This window comes from Streptomyces sp. NPDC020884 (assembly GCF_044333935.1).
Lineage (GTDB): Bacteria > Actinomycetota > Actinomycetes > Streptomycetales > Streptomycetaceae > Streptomyces.
This window is the reverse complement of record NZ_JBIRRY010000003.1, coordinates 58,185-80,646: the sequence shown is the minus strand read 5'-3', so window position 1 is coordinate 80,646 and position 22,462 is coordinate 58,185. Positions and strand designations below refer to the sequence as shown.

Below are 22,462 nucleotides of genomic sequence, written 5' to 3'. Positions count from 1 at the left end.
TACGCATCGGCAACCGGCGCTCTACGCGCGTAGGCGCTAGAGTGCCAAGATGACGAGCCAGACCCTGAATGTCCCCGATTCCGACCAGATCCGGCGCGCCCCCAAGGTGCTGCTCCACGACCACCTCGACGGCGGCCTGCGGCCGGGCACGATCGTCGAGCTGGCCCGCGCGCAGGGTTACGACTCCCTTCCCGAGACCGAGGCGGACAAGCTCGGCATCTGGTTCCGGGAGGCCGCCGACTCCGGTTCCCTGGAGCGCTACCTGGAGACGTTCGCCCACACCTGCGCCGTCATGCAGACCCGTGACGCGCTGTTCCGGGTGGCCGCCGAGTGCGCCGAGGACCTCGCCGAGGACGGCGTCGTCTACGCCGAGATCCGCTACGCCCCCGAGCAGCACCTGGAGGGCGGCCTGACCCTCGAAGAGGTCGTCGAGGCCGTCAACGAGGGCTTCCGCGCGGGCGAGCGCATCGCCCGCGCCAACGGTCACCGCATCCGCGTCGGAGCCCTGCTCACCGCGATGCGGCACGCCGCCCGCGCGCTGGAGATCGCCGAACTCGCCAACAGCTACCGCGACCAGGGCGTCGTCGGCTTCGACATCGCGGGCGCCGAGGCCGGGTTCCCGCCCACCCGCCACCTCGACGCGTTCGAGTACCTCAAGCGGGAGAACAACCACTTCACGATCCACGCGGGCGAGGCCTTCGGCCTGCCGTCGATCTGGCAGGCCCTCCAGTGGTGCGGCGCCGACCGGCTCGGCCACGGCGTGCGGATCATCGACGACATCGAGGTCGCCGAGGACGGCTCGGTCTCCCTCGGCCGCCTCGCCTCCTACGTACGGGACAAGCGCATCCCGCTGGAGATGTGCCCGACCTCCAACCTCCAGACCGGCGCGGCCACCTCGTACGCCGAGCACCCGATCGGGCTGCTGCGCAAGCTGCACTTCCGGATCACGGTGAACACGGACAACCGGCTGATGAGCGGGACGAGCATGACCGGCGAATTCGAGCGGCTGACCGAGGCTTTCGGATACACGCTCGACGACATGCAGTGGTTCACAGTCAATGCGATGAAATCAGCTTTCATTCCTTTCGATGAACGTCTCGCGATGATCAATGACGTCGTCAAGCCCGGATACGCGGAGCTGAAGTCGGAGTGGCTTTTCCGTCAGACCGCTGTGACCAGCGCTTCTGCGGTCTCCGGAGGCTGAGGGTCGCGACGGGTGAAAGGGTCGGGAAGCGGTTTCCCGGCCCTTTTTCCGCGTGTCGGGATGTTTGCGGAGGGGGCTGCGTAATGGCTAGCTTGCAGAGCCGCTCACATCCCCTTCCCCAAGGATGAAATCTCCATGAAGAAGTCTGCTGCCAAGACTCTCGGTGTCGCCGCTCTCGGCGCCGCTTTCGCCGCTGCCGCCGCCGGCAGCGCCTCCGCCGCCCCCTCGCTGCCGCTGGACACCGCGGCCGGGGCGCTCCCCGTCTCGACGATGGCGCTCGACACCGTCGCCAAGTCGGCCCAGAACGCACCGGTCCAGGAGACCGTCGGCAAGGTCCTCGGCGGCGACGCCACCGACGCGGCCGCCCCGGTCACCGGCCTGCTCGGCGGACTGCCCACCCAGGGCCTCTCCGCCAACGGGATCCCGCTCGGCGGCTGATCCCCACCGGCGCCGGGCTCCGGCGCCACCCGCACATGCCAGTGGGGCGCACACCCTGACCAGGGTGTGCGCCCCACTGCGCGTCATCGCTCCCCGTGACGCGGCGCGTCACCAGGCCGTCGCGGAGGAAGCGGACTTCTCCGAGGGCAGCAGCGCCCACAGCGCCAGGTAGAGCAGGAACTGCGGGCCGGGCAGCAGACAGGAGACGACGAAGATGACGCGCATCGTGCCGGCGGAGATGCCGAAGCGCCGGGCGAGGCCCGCGCACACTCCGCCGATCATGCGGCCTTCGCGGGGGCGGACAAGTGCGGCCATGGTGGGCTCCTTCGCGAACCGTTGCGGGGGGGAGCAGCTCGTCGTGCTCCCCGATGTATCCATGGTGCCGCCGCGAAGGGAACAAAACCTCGCTCTACGGTGCCAGGCCGACCCCGGTAATCGTCGGGGTCGACCCCCCAGGGGCCTCGTCCCTGAGACGGGTCTCCCGGCGGTAGTGGGGCAGGTCCCGCACCCCCGGCAGCCCCCGGCGGCGCAGCCGCGCCCGCCAGGCCGGCACGACCAGCAGATGGGCCAGCACCACCCCGGTGGTGTTCAGCAGCAGCGAGTCGATGTCGACGACCTGTCCCGGCACCCCGGTCTGGCCCAGCTCGATGGCCAGCGAGATCAGCGCCCCGGCGGTGACCGTGCGCAGCAGCGAGACCCAGGGGGAGACGAAGATCCGGCCCCCGGCCATCGGCAGCAGCACCCCGAGCGGGGCGAGCAGCGACAGCGCCCCGCCGATCCGGCGGGCCGCCTCGGCCGGTCCCCGTGCGAGGTCCGCCCTGATGCCGGCCAACGGATCGAAATTCGCCGCCGTGATCCAGGGGACGTCCAGCGGGCGCAGCGTCAGCCACCCGACGAACAGCAGATGCGCGACAAGGAGAGTGACCCCCACCGCGCGGAAGTGGATGACGGTCTGGCCGTCCGAACTGTGACGCACGTCCACCAAGACGCCACGACCGGCAGGATCGGTTCCGTGCCGTCGCGGCCCGCTGCGCGCGACCGGCTTTCCCGGGGCCCCACGGGCCGCGCCGGGGCCGCGTCAGTCCAGCCGGACCGCGTCCGGGACGGCCAGGTCCCCCGGCCGCGCCTTCGTCTGCGAGGTGCAGAGATAGCCGCGCGGCGGGTAGTCCCCGGGCCCGCCCAGGACCACCGAGCCACCCGTGACCAGCGTCTCGCTCTCCGCGTACGTGCACACCAGCTGGGCCAGCGCCTCCGATGACAGGTCCTCCGGCTGGCTGCTCAGACGCAGGGCGCCCGCCGGATCGCCGTCCCGGGGCGGGTCCACCCGCAGCCCCGCCGGCACCGCGGTGGTGAACCCGGCCCGCCGCTCGCTCTCGGGCGGCGCCTGCTGGACCTCCTTCAGTAGCGCGCGGGCGACCGCCACCCGGTCGGCACCGGCCGCGTCCTCCGCCACCGGACGGTCCACCGTGACCAGCTGCGAGGCGCACACCAGATACACCTCGGCGCTCACGCTGTCCGGTGACCGGGTGGTGACGTCGGAGGAGGACAGCCGGCACGGCACCCGGGAGGGTGCGGCCCCCGCTTCCACCGGCACCGTGGTCGTACGGATCCCGCACCCGGAGGCCAGCGCCGCGACCGCCAGAGCGGCCGTCAGCGAGAGGGCCGCACGCCGCCGGAGCGGGCCGCGCCGGTACGTGACCTCGCCGCGCCTCACGTCGCCCCCTCCTCGTCCGGGGCCTGCGCGCCCGGTTCGCCGTGGTGCGCGAGCTTCTCGGCGTCGCGCGGCAGCCGCAGTTCGAAGACGGCACCGCCCTCGGGGGAGTTCGCCGCCGTGATGTCGCCGCCGTGGATGTGCGCGTTCTCCCTGGCGATGGAGAGACCGAGTCCGCTGCCCTCCGACCGCGGCCGGGAGGCGCTCGCCTTGTAGAACCGGTCGAAGACGTGCGGCAGCACATCCTCGGGGATGCCCGGACCGTGGTCCCGTACCTCGATGACCAGCTCCTCGCCCTCGGTCCGCACCCGGACGCCCACCGGCGAACCCCCGTGCTTGAGGGCGTTGCCGATCAGATTGGCCAGGATCACATCCAGCCGGCGCGGGTCGAGCCGGACCATCATGCCGCGCTCCGCGTCCAGGTCCACCGCGTCCAGCCAGGCCCGCACGTCGATGCACGCGGTCACCTGGTCGGCGACGTCGACCGTGTCCAGCACCAGGCGGGCGGTGCCCGCGTCGAAGCGGGTCACCTCCATCAGGTTCTCCACCAGGTCGTTCAGCCGCCGGGTCTCGCTGACCACCAGATGCACGGCGGGCGCGATCATCGGGTCGAGGTTGTCCGCCTCGTCCTCCAGCACCTCGGCGACCGCGGTGATCGCGGTGAGCGGGGTGCGCAGCTCGTGCGACATGTCGGCGACGAACCGGCGGCTCGACTCCTCCCGCGCGCTCATGTCCGCGACCCTCTTCTCCAGCGAGCTCGCCGTTCTGTTGAACGTACGGGAGAGATCGGCGAGTTCGTCCGTGCCGGAGACCACGAGCCGGGTGTCGAGCTTGCCCTCGCCGAGCTTGCGGGCCGCGTCGCCGAGCCGCTGCACCGGGCGCAGCACCGTCGTCGCGGCGGCCTGCGCGAGCAGCGCCGAGCCGACCAGCGCGAGGGCGGTGGCGATCCCCAACGACCAGGCCAGCGAGTTGAGGTCCTGCCGCTCCTGGTCGAGGGACTTGAGCATGTACCCGGTCGGGCCGCCGCCGATGATCCGGGTACCGGCGACGAGATAGGGCGTGCCCGCGATGCTCGTCCGCTGCCAGAACAGGTGGTACTCGTGGTCGTTGCTCGACGTCAGCGGCCGCTTGCGGGACACCTGCTCCTGCAGTGAGTCCGGCACGTCGGCCTTGGTGAAGGTGTCCAGGTCGGAGGAGCCCACGATCGGCTTGCCGCGCTCGCGCTCGGCCTCCAGCAGCACGCTGTACCCCGGGCTGCTGGACGCCATCTCCCCGGCGGCCCGCTGGAGATCGTCCTTGGTGGGACGCTCCGGCAGCCCGGCCGCCGTGTCCTGCATCTGCCGCCGGAAGTCGTCGAGCGCGGCGTCCTGCGTACGGGTCAGGACGGCCTCGCGGTTGAGCCAGTACGCGATCCCCGAGGCGGACACCGCGGCCGTCAGCGCCACCAGCGCGAACACCACGACGAGCCGCAGCCGCAGACTGGTCCAGCGCAGACCCGCGCGCAGGGACCGCTTGGCGGATTCGGTCACTGAGGCGAGTCCAGCCGGTAGCCCACGCCCCGCACCGTACGGATCAGGGTCGGCGAGGACGGCACGTCCTCCACCTTCGCCCGCAGCCGCTGCACACAGGCGTCCACCAGACGGGAGTCGCCCAGATAGTCGTGCTCCCACACCAGACGCAGCAACTGCTGCCGGGACAGGGCCTGGCCCGGCCGGCGGCTCAGCTCCAGCAGGAGCCGCAGCTCGGTCGGCGTGAGCTGCAGGTCCTCACCGCCCTTGGTGACGGTCATGGCGGAGCGGTCGATCACCACGTTGCCGAAGGTCGCCGAGTCGGTCGACTCGCGCTCCCCCCGACGCAGCACCGCCCGGATCCGGGCGTCCAGCACCCGGCCCTGGACGGGTTTGACCACATAGTCGTCCGCGCCGGACTCCAGTCCCACCACGACGTCGATGTCGTCGCTGCGCGCGGTCAGCAGAATGATCGGCAGTTGGTCGGTGCGGCGGATACGCCGGCACACCTCGAAACCGTCGATCCCGGGCAGCATCACATCCAGCACGACCAGGTCGGGCCGCTGCTCGCGCAGCAGCTCCAGGCCGTCCTCTCCCGTCGCCGCGGTGGCCACACGGTGGCCCTGGCGTGACAACGAGAGTTCGAGGGCCGTGCGGATGGCGTCGTCGTCCTCGATCAGCAACAGGAAAGGCACGAACGTCATTCTGGCCCATGGTGGCGCTTCAGTTCGACCTGCGGTCGGTCCGAATGTTCGGGCACGGCCGCGAAGGGCCCTGTGACAGGCCTGTGACAGTCGGGGGACAGCGCCATGAAACTGCCCCGGCAAGCTCTTCGACATCAGGGAACGAACGGACTCCACCGATAGGGGGCGCGAGATGAACGCACTGCACAGCACCAGCTCAAGCGCAGTTGTCACGCGTCTCCACGACGTCGGCCGGAGCCCGGAGAAGTCCGGCGTGACGATGGTACGGGGGTGTGTTCGTAACGCCGGGCGTCAGCACCAGGCGGCTGCGGAGCAGGTGCGCATGCCGTACATGACGGTGGTTGACGCGCCCACGGGGGGCAACGGGGGAAGCGCGTACGGGGAGGTCACGGGGGATCGCGGAGCCCGGACGGAGGACGCGGACGCCGAAGCGGCGTTCACGGCCTACGTCCAGGAGCGACGGGCCTCCCTGTACGCAACCGCCTATCACCTGACCGGTGACCGGTTCGAGGCCGAGGACCTGCTGCAGAGCGCCCTCTTCTCGACGTACCGGGCATGGGACCGGATCAGCGACAAGGCGGCGGTCGGTGGCTATCTGCGCCGCACCATGACCAATCTGCACATCAGCGCCTGGCGCCGGCGCAAGCTGAACGAATACCCGACCGAGGAGCTGCCGGAGACGGTGGGCGACACGGACGCGATGCGCGGCACGGAGCTGCGGGCGGTGCTGTGGCAGGCACTCGCCCGGCTGCCCGAACTCCAGCGCACGATGCTGGTCCTGCGGTACTACGAGGGCCGCACCGACCCGGAGATCGCGTCGATCCTCGACATCAGTGTCGGCACGGTGAAGTCGAGCATCTGGCGCTCCCTGCGCCGGCTGCGCGAGGACGAGGTCCTCAGCTTCGGACGTGACGAGCAGGAGTCCTTCGGCGAGCTGGTGGCCTGAGGCAGCGGGGGGAACGGGGGAACGGCCACTGCTTCGGGGGAGGCAGGGGCTACGGGGGAGTACGGGGGGAGTACGGGGGAGCAGGAAAAACGGGGACCGAGGGGACCCGGGGGAAACACGGGGGAAGGGCCCATCGCTTCGGGGGAGGCGCGGGCCACGGGGGAAACACAGCGGGGTCGTACGGGCCGGGGGGTCCTGTACGGCCCCGCTGCCCGTGCGCCGTGACCGTTACGGTGTGGTCGGCGCCGGTGTCCGCGCCCCGGTGAACCAGGGAAGTGAGCCAGTGAGCACAGCACGGGACCGTACGAGGACGGCGTGGAAGGTCTGGGCCGTGGTGACCGTCGTCCCGGTCCTGGTGATCGTGGGGCTGCACGCCTGTCGCAACACCAACGTGCTGACGGAGGACCGGCTCTGCGGAGGACTGGTCTCCGCGGAGCGGGCGGACGCGGTCCTTCCGGGGTCCGGTCGTCTCGACGCCGAGGGCGAGGGTCTTCGGGACGAACTGACGCGGACGGTCTGCCGGGTCGAGAAGTCGTCCGTCGTGCTCGGGTCGGGCGAGGGCGAACTGACCGTCCGCGTCTGGGCGGAGCAGGGTGACGAGCTCCTCGGGGTCGACCGGTCCCCGGAACGGTCGGAGACGTCGTTCTTCGCCGGAAGGGCGACCGGCGGGGTCGACGGGTACACCGGGTGGGCCCTGCTGCCCGAGAAGTGCTGGGACGACCGGCCCGTGATCGTCAGAGTCAGCTCCAGCGAGCAGGTCTCCGACCGCACGGCGTTCGCCGCGCTGACCACCGACACCGCACGCGCCGTCGCGGCCGGGGCGAAGTGCGGTGATCTCCCCGAGCGGCCCGGAACGCTCCTGCCGCCGGTCTCCGAGGAGGCAGGCCCGGCCGCCGAAGGGCAGGTGTGCGGACTGGACGGCTTCTCCCTCCGGGGCCAGGTGCCGGAGGGCGTGAAGGTGCTCGAAGCCGGTCAGCGGGCGCCCGCCGACCTGTGGACCTGCAAGGTGTCCCTGGACGACGAAACGCGCGGGTACGTCCGTGCGGACGGGTTCATGCGGTACACGGCCTCCCGGGACCCGCTGCTCATCGCCGCCGTGCGGAAGGCCCCGGGCACGACCGAGGGCAAGGCGCCGGACGGCCGGGAAGCCGATGTCGTCGATGGCGGATCCGCGATGATCCTGCCCTGTGCCGGGGGCGGCGCCCTCTACTGGGCGGTCGAGTCCGGGCAGCAGTATCTGGAGGCGAGCAAACGCCACCCCGGCCTTCCCCGGAGGGACGCCTACGTCGCGCCCTTCGTGAAGGCCGCGGCCAGGACCTTCGGCTGCGACGCCCCCGCCGCCGGCTGAACGCCCTACTCCGGGACCGGCGCCCCCACGCTCGCCCGGCGGCACCGCCCGGCCGCCGCCGCGGCGAACCGCCCCAGCGCTTCCTCCTTGCCGCAGGGATGCGCCCCCAGGGCCGTCTGGCGGGCCACGATGCGCCGCTCGGCCCGCATCAGCCGCCAGCCGCGCCGCAGCAGGAACGGCACCGACTTGCGGCCCTCGCGCAGATCCCGCACCAGTCGCCGCCGGAAGGTCGTGGACGGGCGGCCGCGCAGGCACAGCGCGTCCGCCAGCAGTCCCAGCTCCTGGCAGCGTCCGACGATGTCCGCCGCGAAGATGCCCTCCGCCACGAACAGCGGCGAGCGCTCGATGTGGAAGGTCTCGTGGTCCGTACGGGAGCTGGTGGCGATGTCGTACACCGGCACGTCCGTCCGGCCGGTGCGGCACAGCTCGGCGACGGCGGACACCGCCGCGTCCGCGTCCCAGGACCCGGCGGAGTCCCAGTCGATGTCCGTGGAGCCGGGGACCTGGGGCAGCGTCGGGTCGCCGGCCTCCTTGTAGAAGTCGTCGAGGCGCAGCACCGGAAGACCGGTGCGCGCGGCGAGGGACGACTTGCCGGAGCCGGAGGGGCCCGCGAGCAGGACGACGCGGGTCGGGATCGGTTGGGAACTCACAGAACAGAAGTGTGAGGCATTGACCCGCGCAGGGGATCCCCCGGGCCTCCTGTTGGTATCCAGCATCACACCTCAACTACTCTGCGCGCACAGACGATTACCCGACCAGGCTCGATCAGGTGGAAAACATGGCACTTCATGCACGTAAGCCCGAACGTCGCGTCCTGCTGCGCGCCGGTCTGACCGTCACCGCGCTGGGGGCCGCGCTGGGGGCCGGTGCGGGCTCCGCCCAGGCCGTCCAGCTGCCCGCCGCCGCGGAGGTCCCGGAGCAGGGCGTCTCCGCCCTCCAGGCGGTCGGCGAGACGGCCGGACCCGCGGTGACCAGCGCGCTCGGCACCTCGCTGGCCAGCAGCGTCGCCCCCATCACCGACCTCCAGCTCGACCCGCTGGCCAATACCGGGGTGGACCCGCTGGACAACGCCGTGGGCACGCAGATCGCCGACTTCAAGCCGCTGACCACGGCCGTCCTCACCGATCCGATCACCAGCGGCGGCGCGCTGAGCGATCTGCCCGTGGTGGGGACCGCCACCGAACTCATCACCGGCTGACGCGCGGGAGAACGGCGGACGGGGCCGCCCCGGGGTGGGAGGGCGGCCCCGTCCGGGCACCTGGTGGGCGTCAGTACGAGGAGCCCGCGGCTCCCAGTGCTCCGGTCGGGTGCCACACCGTCTTGGTCTCCAGGAAGGCCGTCAGACGGTGCGTGCCGGGCGGGGCCGACCAGTCGGCGGAGCCGTCCGCGTCCGCAGGAGACGCGGGGGTGGCGCTCTGCGCCTCGCTCGAGGGGCGGTGGCGGGCCACGGGCGGGCGCAGGACCCGCTTCAGGTTGTCCGCCGCCGCGATCTCCAGCTCCTTCGCCAGAGCGGTGTCCGCGCCGGTGAGGTCGATCGCGTTGACGTCCTGGTGGGCGGCGAGCGGAGCCGCCAGTTCGGCCGTGGCGCCCGACAGGATGTTGACCACGCCGCCGGGGACGTCGGAGGTGGCCAGCACCTCGCCCAGCGAGAGCGCGGGCAGCGGGGCGTCCGCCGAGGCGATGACGACCGCCGTGTTGCCGGTCGCGATCACCGGGGCGATCACCGAGACCAGCCCGAGCAACGACGACTTCTGCGGCGCGAGGACCACGACGACGCCGGTCGGCTCGGGGGTGGAGAGGTTGAAGAAGGGCCCCGCGACCGGGTTCGCCCCGCCGGAGATCTGCCCGATCTTGTCGGTCCAGCCCGCGTACCAGACCCAGCGATCGATCGCCGCGTCCACGACGGCCGCCGCCTTGGACTTCGACAGCCCCTCGGATGCGGCGACCTCACGGACGAACTGCTCCTTGCGGCCCTCCAGCATCTCCGCGACGCGGTAGAGGACCTGGCCCCGGTTGTACGCGGTCGCGCCCGACCAGCCGCCGAAGGCCTTGCGCGCGGCCACGACCGCGTCACGCGCGTCCTTGCGGGAGGACTGCGGCGCGTTCGCCAGCCACTGGCCCTTGGAGTCGCTCACCTCGTACACCCGGCCGCTCTCGGAGCGGGGGAACTTGCCCCCGACGTACAGCTTGTAGGTCTTGAAGACGCTCAGACGGTTCTGATCAGACATCGAGGTACGCCTCCAGGCCGTGGCGGCCGCCCTCGCGGCCGTAGCCCGACTCCTTGTAGCCGCCGAAGGGCGACGTGGGGTCGAACTTGTTGAACGTGTTGGCCCAGACGACGCCCGCGCGGAGCTTGTTGGCCACCGCGAGGATGCGGGAGCCCTTCTCCGTCCAGATGCCGGCCGACAGGCCGTACTGACTGTTGTTGGCCTTGGCGACCGCCTCGTCCGGGGTGCGGAACGAGAGGACGGAGAGCACCGGGCCGAAGATCTCGTCCCGGGCCACCGTGTGCGCCTGCGTGACGTTGGTGAACAGCGTCGGCGCGAACCAGTACCCGGAGGACGGCAGTTCGCAGGGGGCGCTCCAGCGCTCCGCGCCCTCCGCCTCGCCGGTCTCCACCAGGGCGGTGATCCGGGAGAGTTGCTCGGCGGAGTTGATCGCGCCGATGTCGGTGTTCTTGTCCAGCGGGTCGCCCAGGCGCAGCGTGGACAGCCGGCGCTTCAGCGCGTCCAGCACCTCGTCCTGGACCGACTCCTGGACCAGCAGCCGGGAGCCCGCGCAGCAGACCTGGCCCTGGTTGAAGAAGATCCCGGTGACGATGCCCTCGACGGCCTGGTCGATCGGGGCGTCGTCGAAGACGATGTTCGCGCCCTTCCCGCCCAGCTCCAGGGTGACCTTCTTGTCGGTGCCCGCGACGGAGCGCGCGATGGCCTTGCCGACAGCGGTCGAACCGGTGAAGGCGACCTTGTTCACGTCCGGGTGCGTGACCAGCGCCTCGCCCGCGTCCCCGTACCCGGTCAGGATGTTGACGACGCCCTTGGGGAGCCCGGCCTGACGGCAGATGTCCGCGAAGAACAGCGCGCTGAGCGGGGTCGTCTCGGCGGGCTTCAGGACCACCGTGTTGCCCGTGGCGAGCGCCGGGGCGATCTTCCACGCGAGCATCAGCAGCGGGAAGTTCCACGGGATGACCTGGCCGGCCACGCCCAGCGGACGGGGATTCGCCCCGTACCCCGCGTGGTCCAGCTTGTCGGCCCAGCCCGCGTAGTAGAAGAAGTGCGCGGCGACCAGCGGGAGGTCCGCGTCGCGGGTCTCCTTGATCGGCTTGCCGTTGTCGAGCGTCTCCAGGACGGCCAGCTCACGGCTGCGCTCCTGGATGATCCGGGCGATCCGGAACAGGTACTTGGCGCGCTCGGAGCCGGGCAGCGCCGACCACTTCTCGAACGCCTTGCGGGCCGCCTTCACGGCCCGGTCCACGTCCGCCGCGCCTGCCTGCGCGACCTCGGAGAGGACTTCCTCGCTGCTCGGCGAGACGGTCTTGAAGACCTTGCCGTCGGCGGCCTCGGTGAACTCGCCGTCGATGAACAGCCCGTAGGAGGGCGCGATGTCGACGACGGCGCGGGACTCCGGCGCCGGTGCGTACTCGAATGCGGATGCCATGGCTATCAGTCCACCGTCACGTAATCGGGGCCGGAGTAACGGCCGGTACTGAGCTTCTGGCGCTGCATCAGCAGGTCGTTGAGCAGGCTGGACGCGCCGAACCGGAACCAGTGCGGGTCCAGCCAGTCCTCGCCCGCGGTCTCGTTCACCAGCACCAGGAACTTGACCGCGTCCTTGGTGGTGCGGATGCCGCCGGCCGGCTTCACGCCGATCTGCACACCGGTCTGCGCCCGGAAGTCGCGGACCGCCTCCAGCATGAGGAGGGTGTTGGCGGGGGTGGCGTTGGTGGCCACCTTGCCGGTCGAGGTCTTGATGAAGTCCGCGCCGGCGAGCATCCCGATCCAGGAGGCCCGGCGGATGTTGTCGTACGTGGACAGCTCGCCGGTCTCGAAGATCACCTTGAGGCGGGCGGTGCCGCACTCCGCCTTCACGGCGAGGATCTCCTCGTACACCTTCAGGAACCGGCCGGAGAGGAACGCCCCCCGGTCGATCACCATGTCGATCTCGTCGGCCCCGGCCGCCACCGCGTCGCGGACGTCCGCGAGCTTGACGTCCAGCGCGGCACGCCCCGCCGGGAAGGCGGTCGCCACGGACGCCACCTTCACGCCGGAACCGGCCACCGCGGCGGCCGCGGTGGCCGCCATGTCGGGATAGACGCAGACCGCGGCGGTACGCGGGGTCGTGCGGTCGGTCGGGTCGGGGTTGACGGCCTTGGCGGCGAGAGCCCGGACCTTGCCCGGGGTGTCCGCGCCTTCCAGCGTCGTCAGGTCGATCATCGAGATGGCGAGATCGATGGCGTACGCCTTGGCCGTCGTCTTGATCGAACGGGTTCCGAGGGAGGCGGCGCGCGCTTCGAGGCCGACGGCGTCGACGCCGGGCAGCCCGGACAGGAAGCGGCGCAACGCACTGTCGGACGCCGTCGCGTCGGAGAGGGGGGCACCTCCCTGCTCGAACGCGGTGGAGAGCCTGGGGGAGGGAGCAGTGGTGGGCATGGTCACCAGAGGAGCATATCTACGCGCGTAGCGACCTGTACAGGGGGCCGGGCCGTCCGTGCGTCCCGCACCCGGCCGTCCACGCGGTCCGCTGCCGGGGCCCGCGCGCGGGGGCGACCCGCCCGACGGGCGCGGGCGGCCGCTCCGCCGCCCTCCGCGCCCGTCAGGCAGAATCGGCCCCATGACGAGCCCCACACCTCCCGCAGAGCCGCTCCCCGCGACACGGACCTACCGTTCCGTCGCCGCGCTGGTCTGCGGGTCGCTGCTGCTCCTGCTGATCGCCTGGATGGCCGGGGACGCCATGATCCGGGGCGAGGGCCGGGTGCCCTGGCTCGCGGCGGCCGCGCTGCTCCTGGTGGTGCCGCTGGTCGCCGCGTTCACCCTGCGGCCCGCCGTCTTCGCCGGCGACGAGCGCATCCGGATCCGCAACCCGTTCCGGACGATCGAGCTCCCCTGGACCGAGGTCGCCGACGTACGGGCCTCGTACTCCTCCGAGCTGCTCGCCCAGGACGGCACCAAGTACCAGCTGTGGGCGATCCCCGTCTCCCTGCGCGCCCGCAAGCGCGCGGCGCGCACCGCGGCCCGCGCGGCGCACGACGACCCCTACGGCCGCACCTCGGTCAGCGCCGACGTCCGCGACTCCGCCGGGCGCACCGCCTCCGCCGACCAGACCGTCCGCGATCTGCGGGACATCGCCGAGCAGGCGGGCGACACGACCGCCGAGGGCGCGGACCGGGGCTCCGTGCGCTGGGCGTACGAGGTGATCGCCCCGGCCGTCGCGGGCGCCGTCCTGCTCGTGGTGGTGGGGGCGGTCGGCTGAGGCCGGGCGGCACGCAACGCCGAAGGGCCGGTACCCCGGGTGGGGGCGTCGGCCCTTCGGCGTTCCGTGGCGTCAGATCCCGGCGGCCGCCGCCAGGTCCCGCTTGATCCCGGCGAGCAGCTCGGCGCCCCGCGCCCGCGCGGCGGGCAGCCCGGCCGCGTCCGCGACCGGGACGACGACCTCCAGGTAGCACTTCAGCTTCGGCTCGGTGCCGCTCGGGCGGACGATCACCCGGGCGCCCTCCAGGTGGTAGCGCAGGCCGTCGGTGGGCGGCAGTCGGTCCGTGCCCCGCGACAGGTCCTCGGCCGAGGTGACGGCGAGTCCGGCCAGCGCGGTCGGCGGCTGTTCCCGGAGCCGGGCCATGGCGTCCGCGATGACCGAGAGGTCCTCCACCCGCACCGAGAGCTGGTCGGTGGCGTGCAGGCCGTGGGCCAGGGCCAGATCGTCCAGCAGGTCCAGCAGCGTACGGCCCTGCTCCTTGAGTACGGAGGCGAGCTCGGCGACGAGCAGCGCCGCGGTGATGCCGTCCTTGTCGCGGACGCCCTCGGGGTCGACGCAGTAGCCGAGCGCCTCCTCGTAGCCGTACCGCAGGCCGTCCACCCGGGCGATCCACTTGAAACCGGTGAGCGTCTCCTCGTACCCGAGGCCCGCCTTCTCCGCGATCCGGCCGAGCAGCGAGGACGACACGATCGACTCGGCGAACACGCCGACGACGCCCCGCTCCACCAGGTGCGCGGCGAGCAGCGCGCCCACCTCGTCGCCGCGCAGCATCCGCCAGCCGCCCTCCGTGGCGGTGTCGGGCACGGCGACGGCGCAGCGGTCGGCGTCCGGGTCGTTGGCGATGATCAGGTCCGGCGCGGCCCGGCGGGCCGTGGCGAAGGCGAGATCCATCGCGCCGGGCTCCTCCGGGTTGGGGAAGGCCACGGTGGGGAACGCCGGGTCCGGCTCGGCCTGCTCGGTGACGAGGACCGGCGCCGGGAACCCGGCCCGCTCGAACGCGGCGGTCAGCACGGAGGTGCCGACGCCGTGCAGCGCGGTGTGGACGGTGCGTGCCGTACGGGGGCTGCCGGGGGCCAGGACCGCGTCCGTACGGGCGAGGTAGGCGGCCAGGACCTCCTCGCCGAGGATCTCCCAGCCGTCCTCGGGGCGCTCCACGCCCGCCAGCGGGCCGACCGCGTCGATGGCGGCGGCGATCTCGCCGTCGGCCGGGGGCACGATCTGCGAGCCGTCGCCGAGGTAGACCTTGTAGCCGTTGTCGCGCGGCGGGTTGTGGCTGGCGGTGACCTCGACGCCGGCGACGGCTCCCAGATGCCGTATGGCGTACGCCAGTACGGGGGTGGGGAGCGGGCGGGGCAGCACGGCGGCGCGCAGTCCGGCGCCGGTCATCACGGCCGCCGTGTCGCGTGCGAAGTCGGCGGACTTGTACCGGGCGTCGTAGCCGATGACGACGAGCCCGCCCTCCTCGCCCTGGGCCTTCAGATACGCGGCGAGGCCCGCCGCCGCCCGGATCACCACGGACCGGTTCATCCGCATCGGCCCGGCCCCGAGCTCCCCGCGCAGCCCGGCGGTGCCGAACTGGAGCGTGCCCGCGAAACGGGCGGCGAGCTCGGCGGTGTCGCCCGCCTCGACGATCGCGCCCAGCTCCGCGCGTGTCTCGGGGTCGGGGTCCTCGGCCAGCCAGGTCCTGGCCTGCGCGATGAGGTCGTGCTGCACGGGGTCCGCCTTTCGGGGGTGCGGAGGTGTGGGGGCGGGGGTGGGTGCGGGTGGGGCGGTGCGGGGGTGGGGCGCTGCGCGGGCTGTTCCCCTACCCGCCCCTTCCCGAAACCGGGGCGGAGCCCCGGACCCCGGTCCTCAAACGCCGGACGGGCTGGACAGGGGCCGGGCGGGCTGGGAGCAAGCCGGAAGGAAGCCGCACAGGTCGGAAGGGAGTCGGACGGGCCACGGCAGGAACCGGACAGGGCGGAGTCGCAGCCGGGCAGGCCGATGGACAGGGGTCGTCCCGGCCTGCCCTGCCTAGATGCGCTCGAGCACCCGGGCCAGCAGTGCGCCCATCCGGGTCGCCGAGTCGCGGCCGGCCTGGAGGACCTCCTCGTGGTTGAGGGGTTCGCCGGACAGGCCCGCCGCCAGGTTGGTGACGAGGGAGAGGCCGAGCACCTCGGCGCCCGCCTCCCGGGCCGCGATGGCCTCCAGGACCGTGGACATGCCCACCAGGTCGCCGCCGAGCGTCCGGACCATGTTGATCTCGGCCGGGGTCTCGTAGTGCGGGCCGGGGAACTGGACGTACACGCCCTCTTCGAGGGAGTCGTCGATCTCCTTGCACAGCGCGCGCAGCCGCGGGGAGTACAGGTCGGTCAGGTCGACGAAGTTGGCGCCGATGATCGGGGAGGCGGCCGTCAGGTTGATGTGGTCGCTGATCAGGACCGGCTGCCCCGGGCGCATGCCCTCGCGCAGGCCGCCGCAGCCGTTCGTCAGGACGATGGTCTTGCAGCCCGCGGCCACCGCCGTACGGACCCCGTGGGCGACGGCGGCGACGCCCCGGCCCTCGTAGTAGTGCGTGCGGCCGAGGAAGACCAGCGTGCGCTTCTCGCCGATCCTGTACGAGCGGACCGTGCCGCCGTGGCCCTCGACGGCGGGCGCCGGGAAGCCGGGCAGCTCGGTGACGGGGAACTCGGCCTCCGGGGCGCCGAGTGCTTCGCCGGCGGGCGCCCAGCCGGAGCCCATGACCAGGGCGACGTCATGGGTCTCGGCGCCGGTCAGCTCGCGCAGGCGGGCGGCGGCCCCGGCGGCGGCTGCCTGCGGGTCGCCCTGGATGTTGTCCGGAATAACAGATGCGTTCACGCGGACGAGCGTAACCGCTGAATCCCTACGCGCGTAGATGTACGGGCGCAAAGACGCGCCGCGGGTCTTTGTGCTTTCGCACGAACGCGGCGCGGCCGGGCCCCGGTCGGCCCTGGTCAGCAGGGGCGCTTGCGCAGCCCCATCACATAGTCGTGAGGTGCGCCGGCGGATTCCGCGGCGTCCGCGATCTCGCCCAGATAGCGCGCCGACGGCAGCCCGCCCTCGTACCCGTTCAGCACGTACATCCAGGCCGGCTCCTCGCCGTCCAGGGTGTGCACGCGTACGCGCATCCGCCGGTAGATGTCGAGTCCGACGCCCTCCCAGCGGTCCATGGAGTCCTCGTCCATCGGCGCCAGGTCGTACAGCGCGACGAAGACCTGGGAGCGCGGCGCCTCCACCACGGTGGCCAGCGCTCCCTCCCAGCCCATCTGCTCCCCGCCGAAGGTCAGCCGCCAGCCGTTGAGCCAGCCGGTGCTGCGCATCGGGGAATGCGGGGCGCGGCGGGTCATCAGCCGCGCGTCGAGGTTGCCGGCGTACGCGGCGTAGAGCGACATGGGACCGAGGGTACGGGAGGTGGGCGCGGGAGCGGCGGTTCCTGTGACGAAGGCCCCGGTCGGGAGGTGCGGGGCGGTCGCGGCTCCGGTTCCGGCGGCTCGTTCCCGGGCGGCGGAGGCGTTCTTTCCCGTATGGAGGGCCCCGGGGCGAAGCACCTTGGCGCGTGCGGGACAATGGAGTACGTACTGCATCCCCCGGGGCGATCCCCCGGACCCCCGGCCGGGGCGGCAGACGGCCGCGGGTTACACAACGCGAGGCGGACTTTTCGTGACCCGGATCGTGATCATCGGCGGCGGCCCCGGCGGCTACGAGGCGGCCCTGGTGGGCGCCCAGCTCGGCGCGGAGGTGACCGTCGTCGACTGCGACGGTCTGGGCGGGGCCTCGGTCCTCACCGACTGCGTGCCCTCGAAGACCCTGATCGCGACGGCCGAGGTGATGACCACCTTCGACTCCTCGTACGAGGAACTGGGCATCATCGTCGCCGACGACACCCCGCACCACGAGCAGGCCGCCCGGGTCGTCGGCGTGGACCTCGGCAAGGTCAACCGCCGGGTCAAGCGCCTCGCGCTCGCCCAGTCCCACGACATCACCGCGTCCGTCACCCGGGCCGGCGCCCGCGTGATGCGCGGCCGGGGCCGGCTCGACGGGCTCCAGGCCGCCGACGGCTCCCGCCAGGTCGTCGTCACCGCAGCGGACGGCACCGAGGAGCGGCTCACCGCCGACGCCGTGCTGGTGGCGACCGGCGGTCACCCCCGGGAGATCCCGGACGCGCAGCCCGACGGCGAGCGCATCCTGAACTGGACCCAGGTCTACGACCTCGACGAGCTGCCCGAGGAGCTCATCGTCGTCGGATCCGGTGTCACCGGCGCCGAGTTCGCCGGGGCCTACCAGGCGCTCGGCTCGCGCGTCACCCTCGTCTCTTCCCGCGACCGGGTGCTGCCCGGCGAGGACCCGGACGCCGCGGCCGTCCTGGAGGACGTCTTCCGCCGCCGCGGGATGAACGTCATGGCCCGCTCCCGCGCCCAGTCCGCCAAGCGGGTCGGCGACCGGGTCGAGGTGACGCTCGCCGACGGCCGGGTCATCTCCGGTTCGCACTGCCTGATGGCGGTCGGCGCGATCCCCAACACCGCGGGCATGGGCCTGGAGGAGTCCGGCGTCCGGCTCAAGGACTCCGGGCACATCCTCACCGACCGGGTCTCGCGGACCAGCGCCCCCGGCGTCTACGCGGCCGGAGACGTCACCGGGATCTTCGCGCTGGCCTCGGTCGCCGCGATGCAGGGGCGGATCGCGATGTACCACTTCCTGGGCGACGCGGTCGCCCCGCTGAACCTCAAGGCCGTCTCCGCCAACGTCTTCACCGACCCGGAGATCGCCACCGTCGGCTACAGCCAGGCCGAGGTCGACGCGGGCAAGATCGAGGCCCGGGTCGTGAAGCTGCCGCTGCTGCGCAACCCGCGCGCCAAGATGCAGGGCATCCGCGACGGCTTCGTCAAGATCTTCTGCCGCCCCGGTACGGGGATCGTGGTCGGCGGCTGCGTGGTCGCACCGCGCGCCAGCGAGCTGATCCACCCCATCTCGCTCGCGGTCGACAACAACCTGACGGTGGAACAGATCGCCAACGCCTTCACGGTGTACCCGTCCCTGTCGGGATCGATCGCCGAAGTGGCCCGGCAGCTGCACACCCGCAAGCTCACGGGCGAGGGCTGAGCCTCCCGCCCGGCCGTCACCCCCGAACAACAAAGGGGCCTCCTATACCACTTGGAGGCCCCTTTGAAGTACAACTTCTGTTATTCGGCGCAAACTGCTGAAAACTCACCGACGGTCAGGTTACTGTCAGTTTCGTGTTCGCTGCAGAACGTCGTCAGTTGATCCTCGAAATGGTGCGTGCCAACGGGGCGGTATCGCTCCGTGAGCTCGCCCGCGTCGTCCAGACCTCCGAAGTGACCGTACGGCGGGACGTGCGGGCACTGGAGGCAGAAGGACTCCTCGACCGCCGGCACGGCGGTGCGGTTTTGCCGGGCGGTTTTACGCGGGAGTCCGGCTTTCCGCAGAAATCCCATCTCTCCACCGCGGAGAAGACTGCCATCGCCGACCTGGCCGCAGGCCTCGTCGGCGAGGGCGAGGCCATTGTGGTCGGCGCCGGCACGACCACGCAGGAGCTGGCCCGCCGGCTCGCGCGGGTCCCCGGCCTGACCGTCGTCACCAACTCCCTTCTGGTGGCCCAGGCGTTGGCCCATGCCAACCGGGTCGAAGTCGTCATGACCGGCGGCACCCTGCGCGGGAGCAACTACGCGCTGGTGGGCAGCGGGGCCGAGCAGTCCCTCCAGGGGCTGCGGGTCTCCCGGGCCTTCCTGTCCGGGAGCGGTCTCACGGCGGAGCGTGGTCTGTCCACCTCCAACATGCTCTCGGCCAGCGTCGACCGGGCTCTCGTGCAGGCCGCCGCGGAGGTGGTCGTCCTGGCGGACCACACCAAGCTCGGCTCGGACACCATGTTCCAGACGGTGCCCACGGAGCTGATCACCCGTCTGGTGACGGACGAGCCACCGCTCCACGACGAGCGGGCCGCCGCCGAGCTCCAGTCCCTGGCGGACCAGGGCGTCGAGATCACGGTGGCCGGTCCCGGGGCGGACGCGTCCGGCGGGGACGGCCCCCCTCCGGGGCGTCAGCCCCGCCGGGACATGCCGCTGCCCGGCCAGCGGCGCACGCAGAACGGCGGCCTCGGGCCGCAGCTCCGCAGCGCCTCCGCGCTGGCGGATGTCCCGGGCGAGCGGGCGCGCGTCGCGGACCTGCGGCGGCGGTAGGGCTCACGTCGGGGGCGCTGCCCCCGAACCCCCGCTTCTCGAACGCCGGAGGGGCTGGATGTGCGGGTCCGGGAAGTGGCGGGGCGCGGAGCCGCCGCTACTTCAACCCCCGCAAGGTCAGCCGCAGCAGCCGCTCCGCCAACTCCGGGTCGTCGGGCGACTGCTCGGCCGCCAGCGCGATCGCGTTGGTGAGCTGGAGCAGATCGTCGATCGAGACGTCCGTGCGCACCGACCCGCTCTCCTGGGCCCGGCGCAGCAGCGCCGCGCCCGCCTCCCGGAGCGGCAGATGGCACTGCACGAGGGCCGAGGTCCGGTCGCGCGAGGCGGACATCAGGGCGTGCGCCAGGCCGCGGTACTCACCCGCATGAGTGATGATCGCGCCCAGCCACTCCACCAGCGCCCGGCACGGAGCCTCCGCCGCCGCCAGCTCCCGGGAGCGGTCCAGGAGTGAGCACAGGGCGTCCTGGAAGACCGCGTTCATCAGGGCGTCCCGGTTCGGGAAGTGCCGGTAGAGGGTGCCGATGCCCACGCCCGCCCGCCGGGCGATGTCCTCCAGCGAGGCGTCCGTGCCGTGCTCGGCGAAGGACCTGCGCGCCTCGCCCACCAGCCGGTCGTGGTTCCGGCGCGCGTCCGCGCGCATCGGCCGGGCCGGCGGCTGCGCCGGGCTCGTCTCCATCGGGATCGCCCCTGCCATGGCTTCCGCCCCTTCGTCGGTCCTCGGCCCGTCGGACACCTCTGTCCTCCGGGACCTCGCGGACCCCTCGTCGGTTCCAGGATGCCACTGTGCCGAAGGGGCCCGGCCCCCGTCATCATGACGCGGGCCGGGCCCCTTCGGAGCGTGCCGGGTCCTCAGTCCTTGATCTCGCAGATCAGGGCGCCGGAGGAGACGGAACCGCCGACCTCGGCGGTGAGGCCCTTGACGGTGCCGGAGCGGTGCGCGTTGAGCGGCTGCTCCATCTTCATGGCCTCCAGGACGACGACGAGGTCGCCCTCCTTGACCTCCTGGCCCTCCTCGACCGCGACCTTGACGATCGTGCCCTGCATGGGCGAGGCCAGGCTGTCGCCCGAGGCGGCGGAGCCGGCCTTCTTCGCGGCGCGGCGCTTGGGCTTCGCACCGGCGGCGAGGCCGGTCCTGGCCAGCGACATGCCGAGCGAGGACGGCAGCGAGACCTCCAGGCGCTTGCCCCCGACCTCGACGACGACCGTCTCCCGTCCGGCCTCGTCCTCCGCGTCCGCGTCGGCGGGCACGGCGAAGGGCTTGATGTCGTTGACGAACTCGGTCTCGATCCACCGGGTGTGCACGGTGAACGGGTCCGCGGTGAAGGCGGGGTCGGTGACGACGGCCCGGTGGAAGGGGAGGGCGGTGGCCATGCCCTCGACCTGGAACTCCGCCAGCGCGCGGGCGGCCCGCTGGAGCGCCTGCTCACGCGTCGCGCCGGTCACGATGAGCTTGGCGAGCAGCGAGTCCCAGGCGGGGCCGATCACGCTGCCGGACTCGACGCCCGCGTCCAGGCGGACGCCGGGGCCGGTCGGCGGCGCGAAGGTGGTGACGGTGCCGGGGGCGGGCAGGAAGCCGCGGCCCGGGTCCTCGCCGTTGATGCGGAACTCGAAGGAGTGACCGCGCACCGCGGGGTCGCCGTAGCCGAGCTCCTCGCCGTCGGCGATGCGGAACATCTCGCGTACGAGGTCGATGCCCGTGACCTCTTCGGTGACGGGGTGCTCGACCTGGAGGCGGGTGTTGACCTCCAGGAAGGAGATCGTGCCGTCGACGCCGACGAGGAACTCGACCGTCCCGGCGCCGACATAGCCGGCTTCCCGCAGGATCGCCTTGGACGCCGCGTACAGCTCGTCGTTCTGCGCCTGCGTCAGGAAGGGGGCCGGGGCCTCCTCCACCAGCTTCTGGTGGCGGCGCTGGAGCGAGCAGTCACGGGTGGAGACGACGACCACGTTGCCGTGCTGGTCGGCCAGGCACTGGGTCTCCACGTGGCGCGGCTTGTCGAGGTAGCGCTCGACGAAGCACTCGCCCCGGCCGAACGCCGCGACCGCCTCGCGGACCGCGGAGTCGTACAGCTCCGGGATCTCCTCCAGCGTGCGGGCCACCTTCAGGCCGCGCCCGCCGCCGCCGAAGGCGGCCTTGATCGCGATCGGCAGCCCGTTCTGCTCGGCGAACGTGACGACCTCGTCGGAGCCGTTGACCGGGTCCGGGGTGCCCGCCACGAGGGGGGCGCCCGCGCGCTGGGCGATGTGCCGGGCGGCGACCTTGTCGCCGAGGTCGCGGATGGCCTGCGGCGGCGGGCCGATCCAGGTCAGCCCGGCGTCCAGTACGGCCTGGGCGAACTCCGCGTTCTCCGACAGGAATCCGTAACCGGGGTGGATCGCGTCCGCCCCGGAATCCGCGGCGGCCTGCAGCACCTTGACCATGTCCAGATAGCTGGCGGCCGGGGTGTCACCGCCCAGGGCGAACGCCTCGTCTGCGGCCCGGACATGCAGCGCGTCCCGGTCCGGCTCGGCGTAGACCGCGACACTCGCGATCCCCGCGTCCCGGCACGCCCGAGCAACGCGGACAGCGATTTCGCCACGGTTGGCGATGAGCACCTTGCGCACGATGACTCCCTCTTCGAAACAAGCTGAGTTTAGGGACTACCGACACGGCCGTACGACCCGTCCCCAATGGTGAGCTTGCCCACACGGAGTGTGATCCGAGGCTTGCCCCAGTAGTGAAATCCCTTGTGGCACCACGGTACGCCGCGATCCTCAGCCGCACAGTAACCATCCGGTGTGGTGCAGGTCTCTGTTCTTAGGGTCAACGCCGCACGGCATTTCTTTGTGGACTTCCTACGAACGGCCGATGGATTCTTTGCCCGGCGTCCGGACCGGCCCACCCCCTTGCCCGGAGGAATACCCATGAGTAGGGTCCGCGCTACGCACGTACTGCAGGTA

22 protein-coding genes are annotated in these 22,462 nt (G+C 72.2%); 8 read left to right on the top strand and 14 right to left on the bottom strand.

The genetic code is table 11. The features are described 5' to 3' along the window. Nucleotides 1-49 precede the first annotated feature (49 nt). Together ACH4UK_RS11245 and ACH4UK_RS11240 are read left to right on the top strand one after the other, a co-directional pair. A complete protein-coding gene (locus tag ACH4UK_RS11245) occupies nucleotides 50-1,204 on the top strand; it encodes an adenosine deaminase (RefSeq protein WP_398355795.1) in 1,155 nt (384 codons plus the stop codon). A gap of 135 nt (nucleotides 1,205-1,339) precedes the next feature. Beyond that, nucleotides 1,340-1,642 carry a hypothetical protein gene (locus ACH4UK_RS11240; RefSeq protein WP_398355794.1) on the top strand — a complete coding sequence of 101 codons (303 nt, stop codon included), beginning with the start codon at nucleotides 1,340-1,342 and terminating at the stop codon, nucleotides 1,640-1,642. A gap of 108 nt (nucleotides 1,643-1,750) precedes the next feature. Here the strand turns inward: ACH4UK_RS11240 and ACH4UK_RS11235 are convergent, their stop codons facing one another. The 5 genes from ACH4UK_RS11235 to afsQ1 all read right to left on the bottom strand — a co-directional run bounded on the left by ACH4UK_RS11235 (nucleotide 1,751) and on the right by afsQ1 (nucleotide 5,556). Beyond that, nucleotides 1,751-1,957, bottom strand: a complete 207-nt coding sequence (locus ACH4UK_RS11235) for a PspC domain-containing protein (protein ID WP_398355793.1) — start codon at nucleotides 1,955-1,957, stop codon at nucleotides 1,751-1,753. 94 nt (nucleotides 1,958-2,051) lie between these two features. After that, nucleotides 2,052-2,624, bottom strand: coding sequence for a VanZ family protein (locus tag ACH4UK_RS11230; RefSeq protein WP_398355792.1), 573 nt, complete (start codon nucleotides 2,622-2,624; stop codon nucleotides 2,052-2,054). Nucleotides 2,625-2,720: 96 nt separating this feature from the next. Next, on the bottom strand, nucleotides 2,721-3,356 hold the full coding sequence (locus ACH4UK_RS11225) for a hypothetical protein (RefSeq protein WP_398355791.1): 636 nt from the start codon (nucleotides 3,354-3,356) through the stop codon (nucleotides 2,721-2,723). Next, a complete protein-coding gene (locus ACH4UK_RS11220) occupies nucleotides 3,353-4,882 on the bottom strand; it encodes an ATP-binding protein (RefSeq protein ID WP_398355790.1) in 1,530 nt (509 codons plus the stop codon). Before ACH4UK_RS11220 ends, ACH4UK_RS11225 begins: the two co-directional genes overlap by 4 nt. After that, complete coding sequence (gene afsQ1 / locus ACH4UK_RS11215; RefSeq protein WP_078533099.1) at nucleotides 4,879-5,556, bottom strand: two-component system response regulator AfsQ1; 678 nt, start codon at nucleotides 5,554-5,556, stop codon at nucleotides 4,879-4,881. The genes ACH4UK_RS11220 and afsQ1 overlap by 4 nt, the downstream gene beginning before the upstream one ends. A 181-nt stretch (nucleotides 5,557-5,737) precedes the next feature. Between afsQ1 and ACH4UK_RS11210 the strand changes: the two genes are divergently transcribed. Both ACH4UK_RS11210 and ACH4UK_RS11205 read left to right on the top strand, forming a co-directional pair. Then, nucleotides 5,738-6,511: a SigE family RNA polymerase sigma factor gene (locus ACH4UK_RS11210; RefSeq protein WP_398355789.1), complete on the top strand. Its 774-nt coding sequence runs from the start codon at nucleotides 5,738-5,740 to the stop codon at nucleotides 6,509-6,511. A 283-nt stretch (nucleotides 6,512-6,794) separates the two neighbouring features. After that, on the top strand, nucleotides 6,795-7,859 hold the full coding sequence (locus ACH4UK_RS11205; RefSeq protein ID WP_398355788.1) for a hypothetical protein: 1,065 nt from the start codon (nucleotides 6,795-6,797) through the stop codon (nucleotides 7,857-7,859). A gap of 5 nt (nucleotides 7,860-7,864) precedes the next feature. Here ACH4UK_RS11205 and ACH4UK_RS11200 read toward each other — a convergent pair whose 3' ends face one another. After that, nucleotides 7,865-8,575 (bottom strand): uridine kinase, encoded by a 711-nt coding sequence (locus ACH4UK_RS11200; protein ID WP_398355787.1) that lies wholly within the window; start codon nucleotides 8,573-8,575, stop codon nucleotides 7,865-7,867. A gap of 62 nt (nucleotides 8,576-8,637) precedes the next feature. Between ACH4UK_RS11200 and ACH4UK_RS11195 the strand changes: the two genes are divergently transcribed. Continuing rightward, the gene (locus ACH4UK_RS11195; RefSeq protein ID WP_398355786.1) at nucleotides 8,638-9,057 is read left to right on the top strand and encodes a hypothetical protein; all 420 of its coding nucleotides are present in this window, start codon (nucleotides 8,638-8,640) and stop codon (nucleotides 9,055-9,057) included. Between the two features lie 70 nt (nucleotides 9,058-9,127). Here ACH4UK_RS11195 and ACH4UK_RS11190 read toward each other — a convergent pair whose 3' ends face one another. The 3 genes from ACH4UK_RS11190 to deoC are packed head-to-tail and all read right to left on the bottom strand — an operon-like array spanning nucleotide 9,128 to nucleotide 12,508. Then, a complete protein-coding gene (locus ACH4UK_RS11190; RefSeq protein WP_398355785.1) occupies nucleotides 9,128-10,087 on the bottom strand; it encodes an aldehyde dehydrogenase family protein in 960 nt (319 codons plus the stop codon). Further along, nucleotides 10,080-11,516, bottom strand: a complete 1,437-nt coding sequence (locus tag ACH4UK_RS11185) for an aldehyde dehydrogenase family protein (protein WP_398355784.1) — start codon at nucleotides 11,514-11,516, stop codon at nucleotides 10,080-10,082. Before ACH4UK_RS11185 ends, ACH4UK_RS11190 begins: the two co-directional genes overlap by 8 nt. A 5-nt stretch (nucleotides 11,517-11,521) precedes the next feature. Continuing rightward, entirely contained in the window at nucleotides 11,522-12,508 is a 987-nt protein-coding gene (gene deoC, locus ACH4UK_RS11180) for a deoxyribose-phosphate aldolase (RefSeq protein WP_398356311.1), read from the bottom strand. A gap of 181 nt (nucleotides 12,509-12,689) precedes the next feature. Here deoC and ACH4UK_RS11175 point away from each other — a divergent pair, with 181 nt between their 5' ends. Further along, nucleotides 12,690-13,328, top strand: coding sequence for a PH domain-containing protein (locus tag ACH4UK_RS11175; RefSeq protein WP_398355783.1), 639 nt, complete (start codon nucleotides 12,690-12,692; stop codon nucleotides 13,326-13,328). 72 nt (nucleotides 13,329-13,400) lie between these two features. On the opposite strand, the gene ACH4UK_RS11170 is transcribed toward ACH4UK_RS11175, so the two are convergent. The 3 genes from ACH4UK_RS11170 to ACH4UK_RS11160 all read right to left on the bottom strand — a co-directional run bounded on the left by ACH4UK_RS11170 (nucleotide 13,401) and on the right by ACH4UK_RS11160 (nucleotide 16,720). Next, entirely contained in the window at nucleotides 13,401-15,041 is a 1,641-nt protein-coding gene (locus ACH4UK_RS11170) for a phospho-sugar mutase (RefSeq protein ID WP_398355782.1), read from the bottom strand. A 300-nt stretch (nucleotides 15,042-15,341) separates the two neighbouring features. After that, nucleotides 15,342-16,166: a purine-nucleoside phosphorylase gene (locus tag ACH4UK_RS11165; RefSeq protein ID WP_398355781.1), complete on the bottom strand. Its 825-nt coding sequence runs from the start codon at nucleotides 16,164-16,166 to the stop codon at nucleotides 15,342-15,344. Nucleotides 16,167-16,282: 116 nt separating this feature from the next. Then, entirely contained in the window at nucleotides 16,283-16,720 is a 438-nt protein-coding gene (locus ACH4UK_RS11160) for a gamma-glutamylcyclotransferase (RefSeq protein ID WP_015610940.1), read from the bottom strand. A gap of 268 nt (nucleotides 16,721-16,988) precedes the next feature. Here ACH4UK_RS11160 and ACH4UK_RS11155 point away from each other — a divergent pair, with 268 nt between their 5' ends. Continuing rightward, nucleotides 16,989-18,428 (top strand): NAD(P)H-quinone dehydrogenase, encoded by a 1,440-nt coding sequence (locus tag ACH4UK_RS11155; protein ID WP_398355780.1) that lies wholly within the window; start codon nucleotides 16,989-16,991, stop codon nucleotides 18,426-18,428. A 134-nt stretch (nucleotides 18,429-18,562) separates the two neighbouring features. After that, nucleotides 18,563-19,522, top strand: coding sequence for a DeoR/GlpR family DNA-binding transcription regulator (locus tag ACH4UK_RS11150; protein WP_398355779.1), 960 nt, complete (start codon nucleotides 18,563-18,565; stop codon nucleotides 19,520-19,522). Nucleotides 19,523-19,619: 97 nt separating this feature from the next. Here ACH4UK_RS11150 and ACH4UK_RS11145 read toward each other — a convergent pair whose 3' ends face one another. Both ACH4UK_RS11145 and ACH4UK_RS11140 read right to left on the bottom strand, forming a co-directional pair. Next, a complete protein-coding gene (locus tag ACH4UK_RS11145; RefSeq protein ID WP_398355778.1) occupies nucleotides 19,620-20,216 on the bottom strand; it encodes a TetR/AcrR family transcriptional regulator in 597 nt (198 codons plus the stop codon). A 155-nt stretch (nucleotides 20,217-20,371) separates the two neighbouring features. After that, nucleotides 20,372-22,126, bottom strand: coding sequence for an acetyl/propionyl/methylcrotonyl-CoA carboxylase subunit alpha (locus ACH4UK_RS11140; protein WP_398355777.1), 1,755 nt, complete (start codon nucleotides 22,124-22,126; stop codon nucleotides 20,372-20,374). Nucleotides 22,127-22,462 lie beyond the last annotated feature (336 nt).

What these genes read in the sequence shown, in the direction of transcription:
- ACH4UK_RS11245 (WP_398355795.1), top strand. Translation starts at nt 50, where the DNA reads ATGACGAGCCAGACCCTGAATGTCCCCGATTCCGACCAGATCCGGCGC.
- ACH4UK_RS11240 (WP_398355794.1), top strand. Translation starts at nt 1,340, where the DNA reads ATGAAGAAGTCTGCTGCCAAGACTCTCGGTGTCGCCGCTCTCGGCGCC.
- ACH4UK_RS11235 (WP_398355793.1), bottom strand. Translation starts at nt 1,957, where the DNA reads ATGGCCGCACTTGTCCGCCCCCGCGAAGGCCGCATGATCGGCGGAGTG.
- ACH4UK_RS11210 (WP_398355789.1), top strand. Translation starts at nt 5,738, where the DNA reads ATGAACGCACTGCACAGCACCAGCTCAAGCGCAGTTGTCACGCGTCTC.
- ACH4UK_RS11200 (WP_398355787.1), bottom strand. Translation starts at nt 8,575, where the DNA reads ATGCTGGATACCAACAGGAGGCCCGGGGGATCCCCTGCGCGGGTCAAT.
- ACH4UK_RS11195 (WP_398355786.1), top strand. Translation starts at nt 8,638, where the DNA reads ATGGCACTTCATGCACGTAAGCCCGAACGTCGCGTCCTGCTGCGCGCC.
- ACH4UK_RS11190 (WP_398355785.1), bottom strand. Translation starts at nt 10,087, where the DNA reads ATGTCTGATCAGAACCGTCTGAGCGTCTTCAAGACCTACAAGCTGTAC.
- ACH4UK_RS11185 (WP_398355784.1), bottom strand. Translation starts at nt 11,516, where the DNA reads ATGGCATCCGCATTCGAGTACGCACCGGCGCCGGAGTCCCGCGCCGTC.
- deoC (WP_398356311.1), bottom strand. Translation starts at nt 12,508, where the DNA reads ATGCCCACCACTGCTCCCTCCCCCAGGCTCTCCACCGCGTTCGAGCAG.
- ACH4UK_RS11175 (WP_398355783.1), top strand. Translation starts at nt 12,690, where the DNA reads ATGACGAGCCCCACACCTCCCGCAGAGCCGCTCCCCGCGACACGGACC.
- ACH4UK_RS11160 (WP_015610940.1), bottom strand. Translation starts at nt 16,720, where the DNA reads ATGTCGCTCTACGCCGCGTACGCCGGCAACCTCGACGCGCGGCTGATG.
- ACH4UK_RS11145 (WP_398355778.1), bottom strand. Translation starts at nt 20,216, where the DNA reads ATGGCAGGGGCGATCCCGATGGAGACGAGCCCGGCGCAGCCGCCGGCC.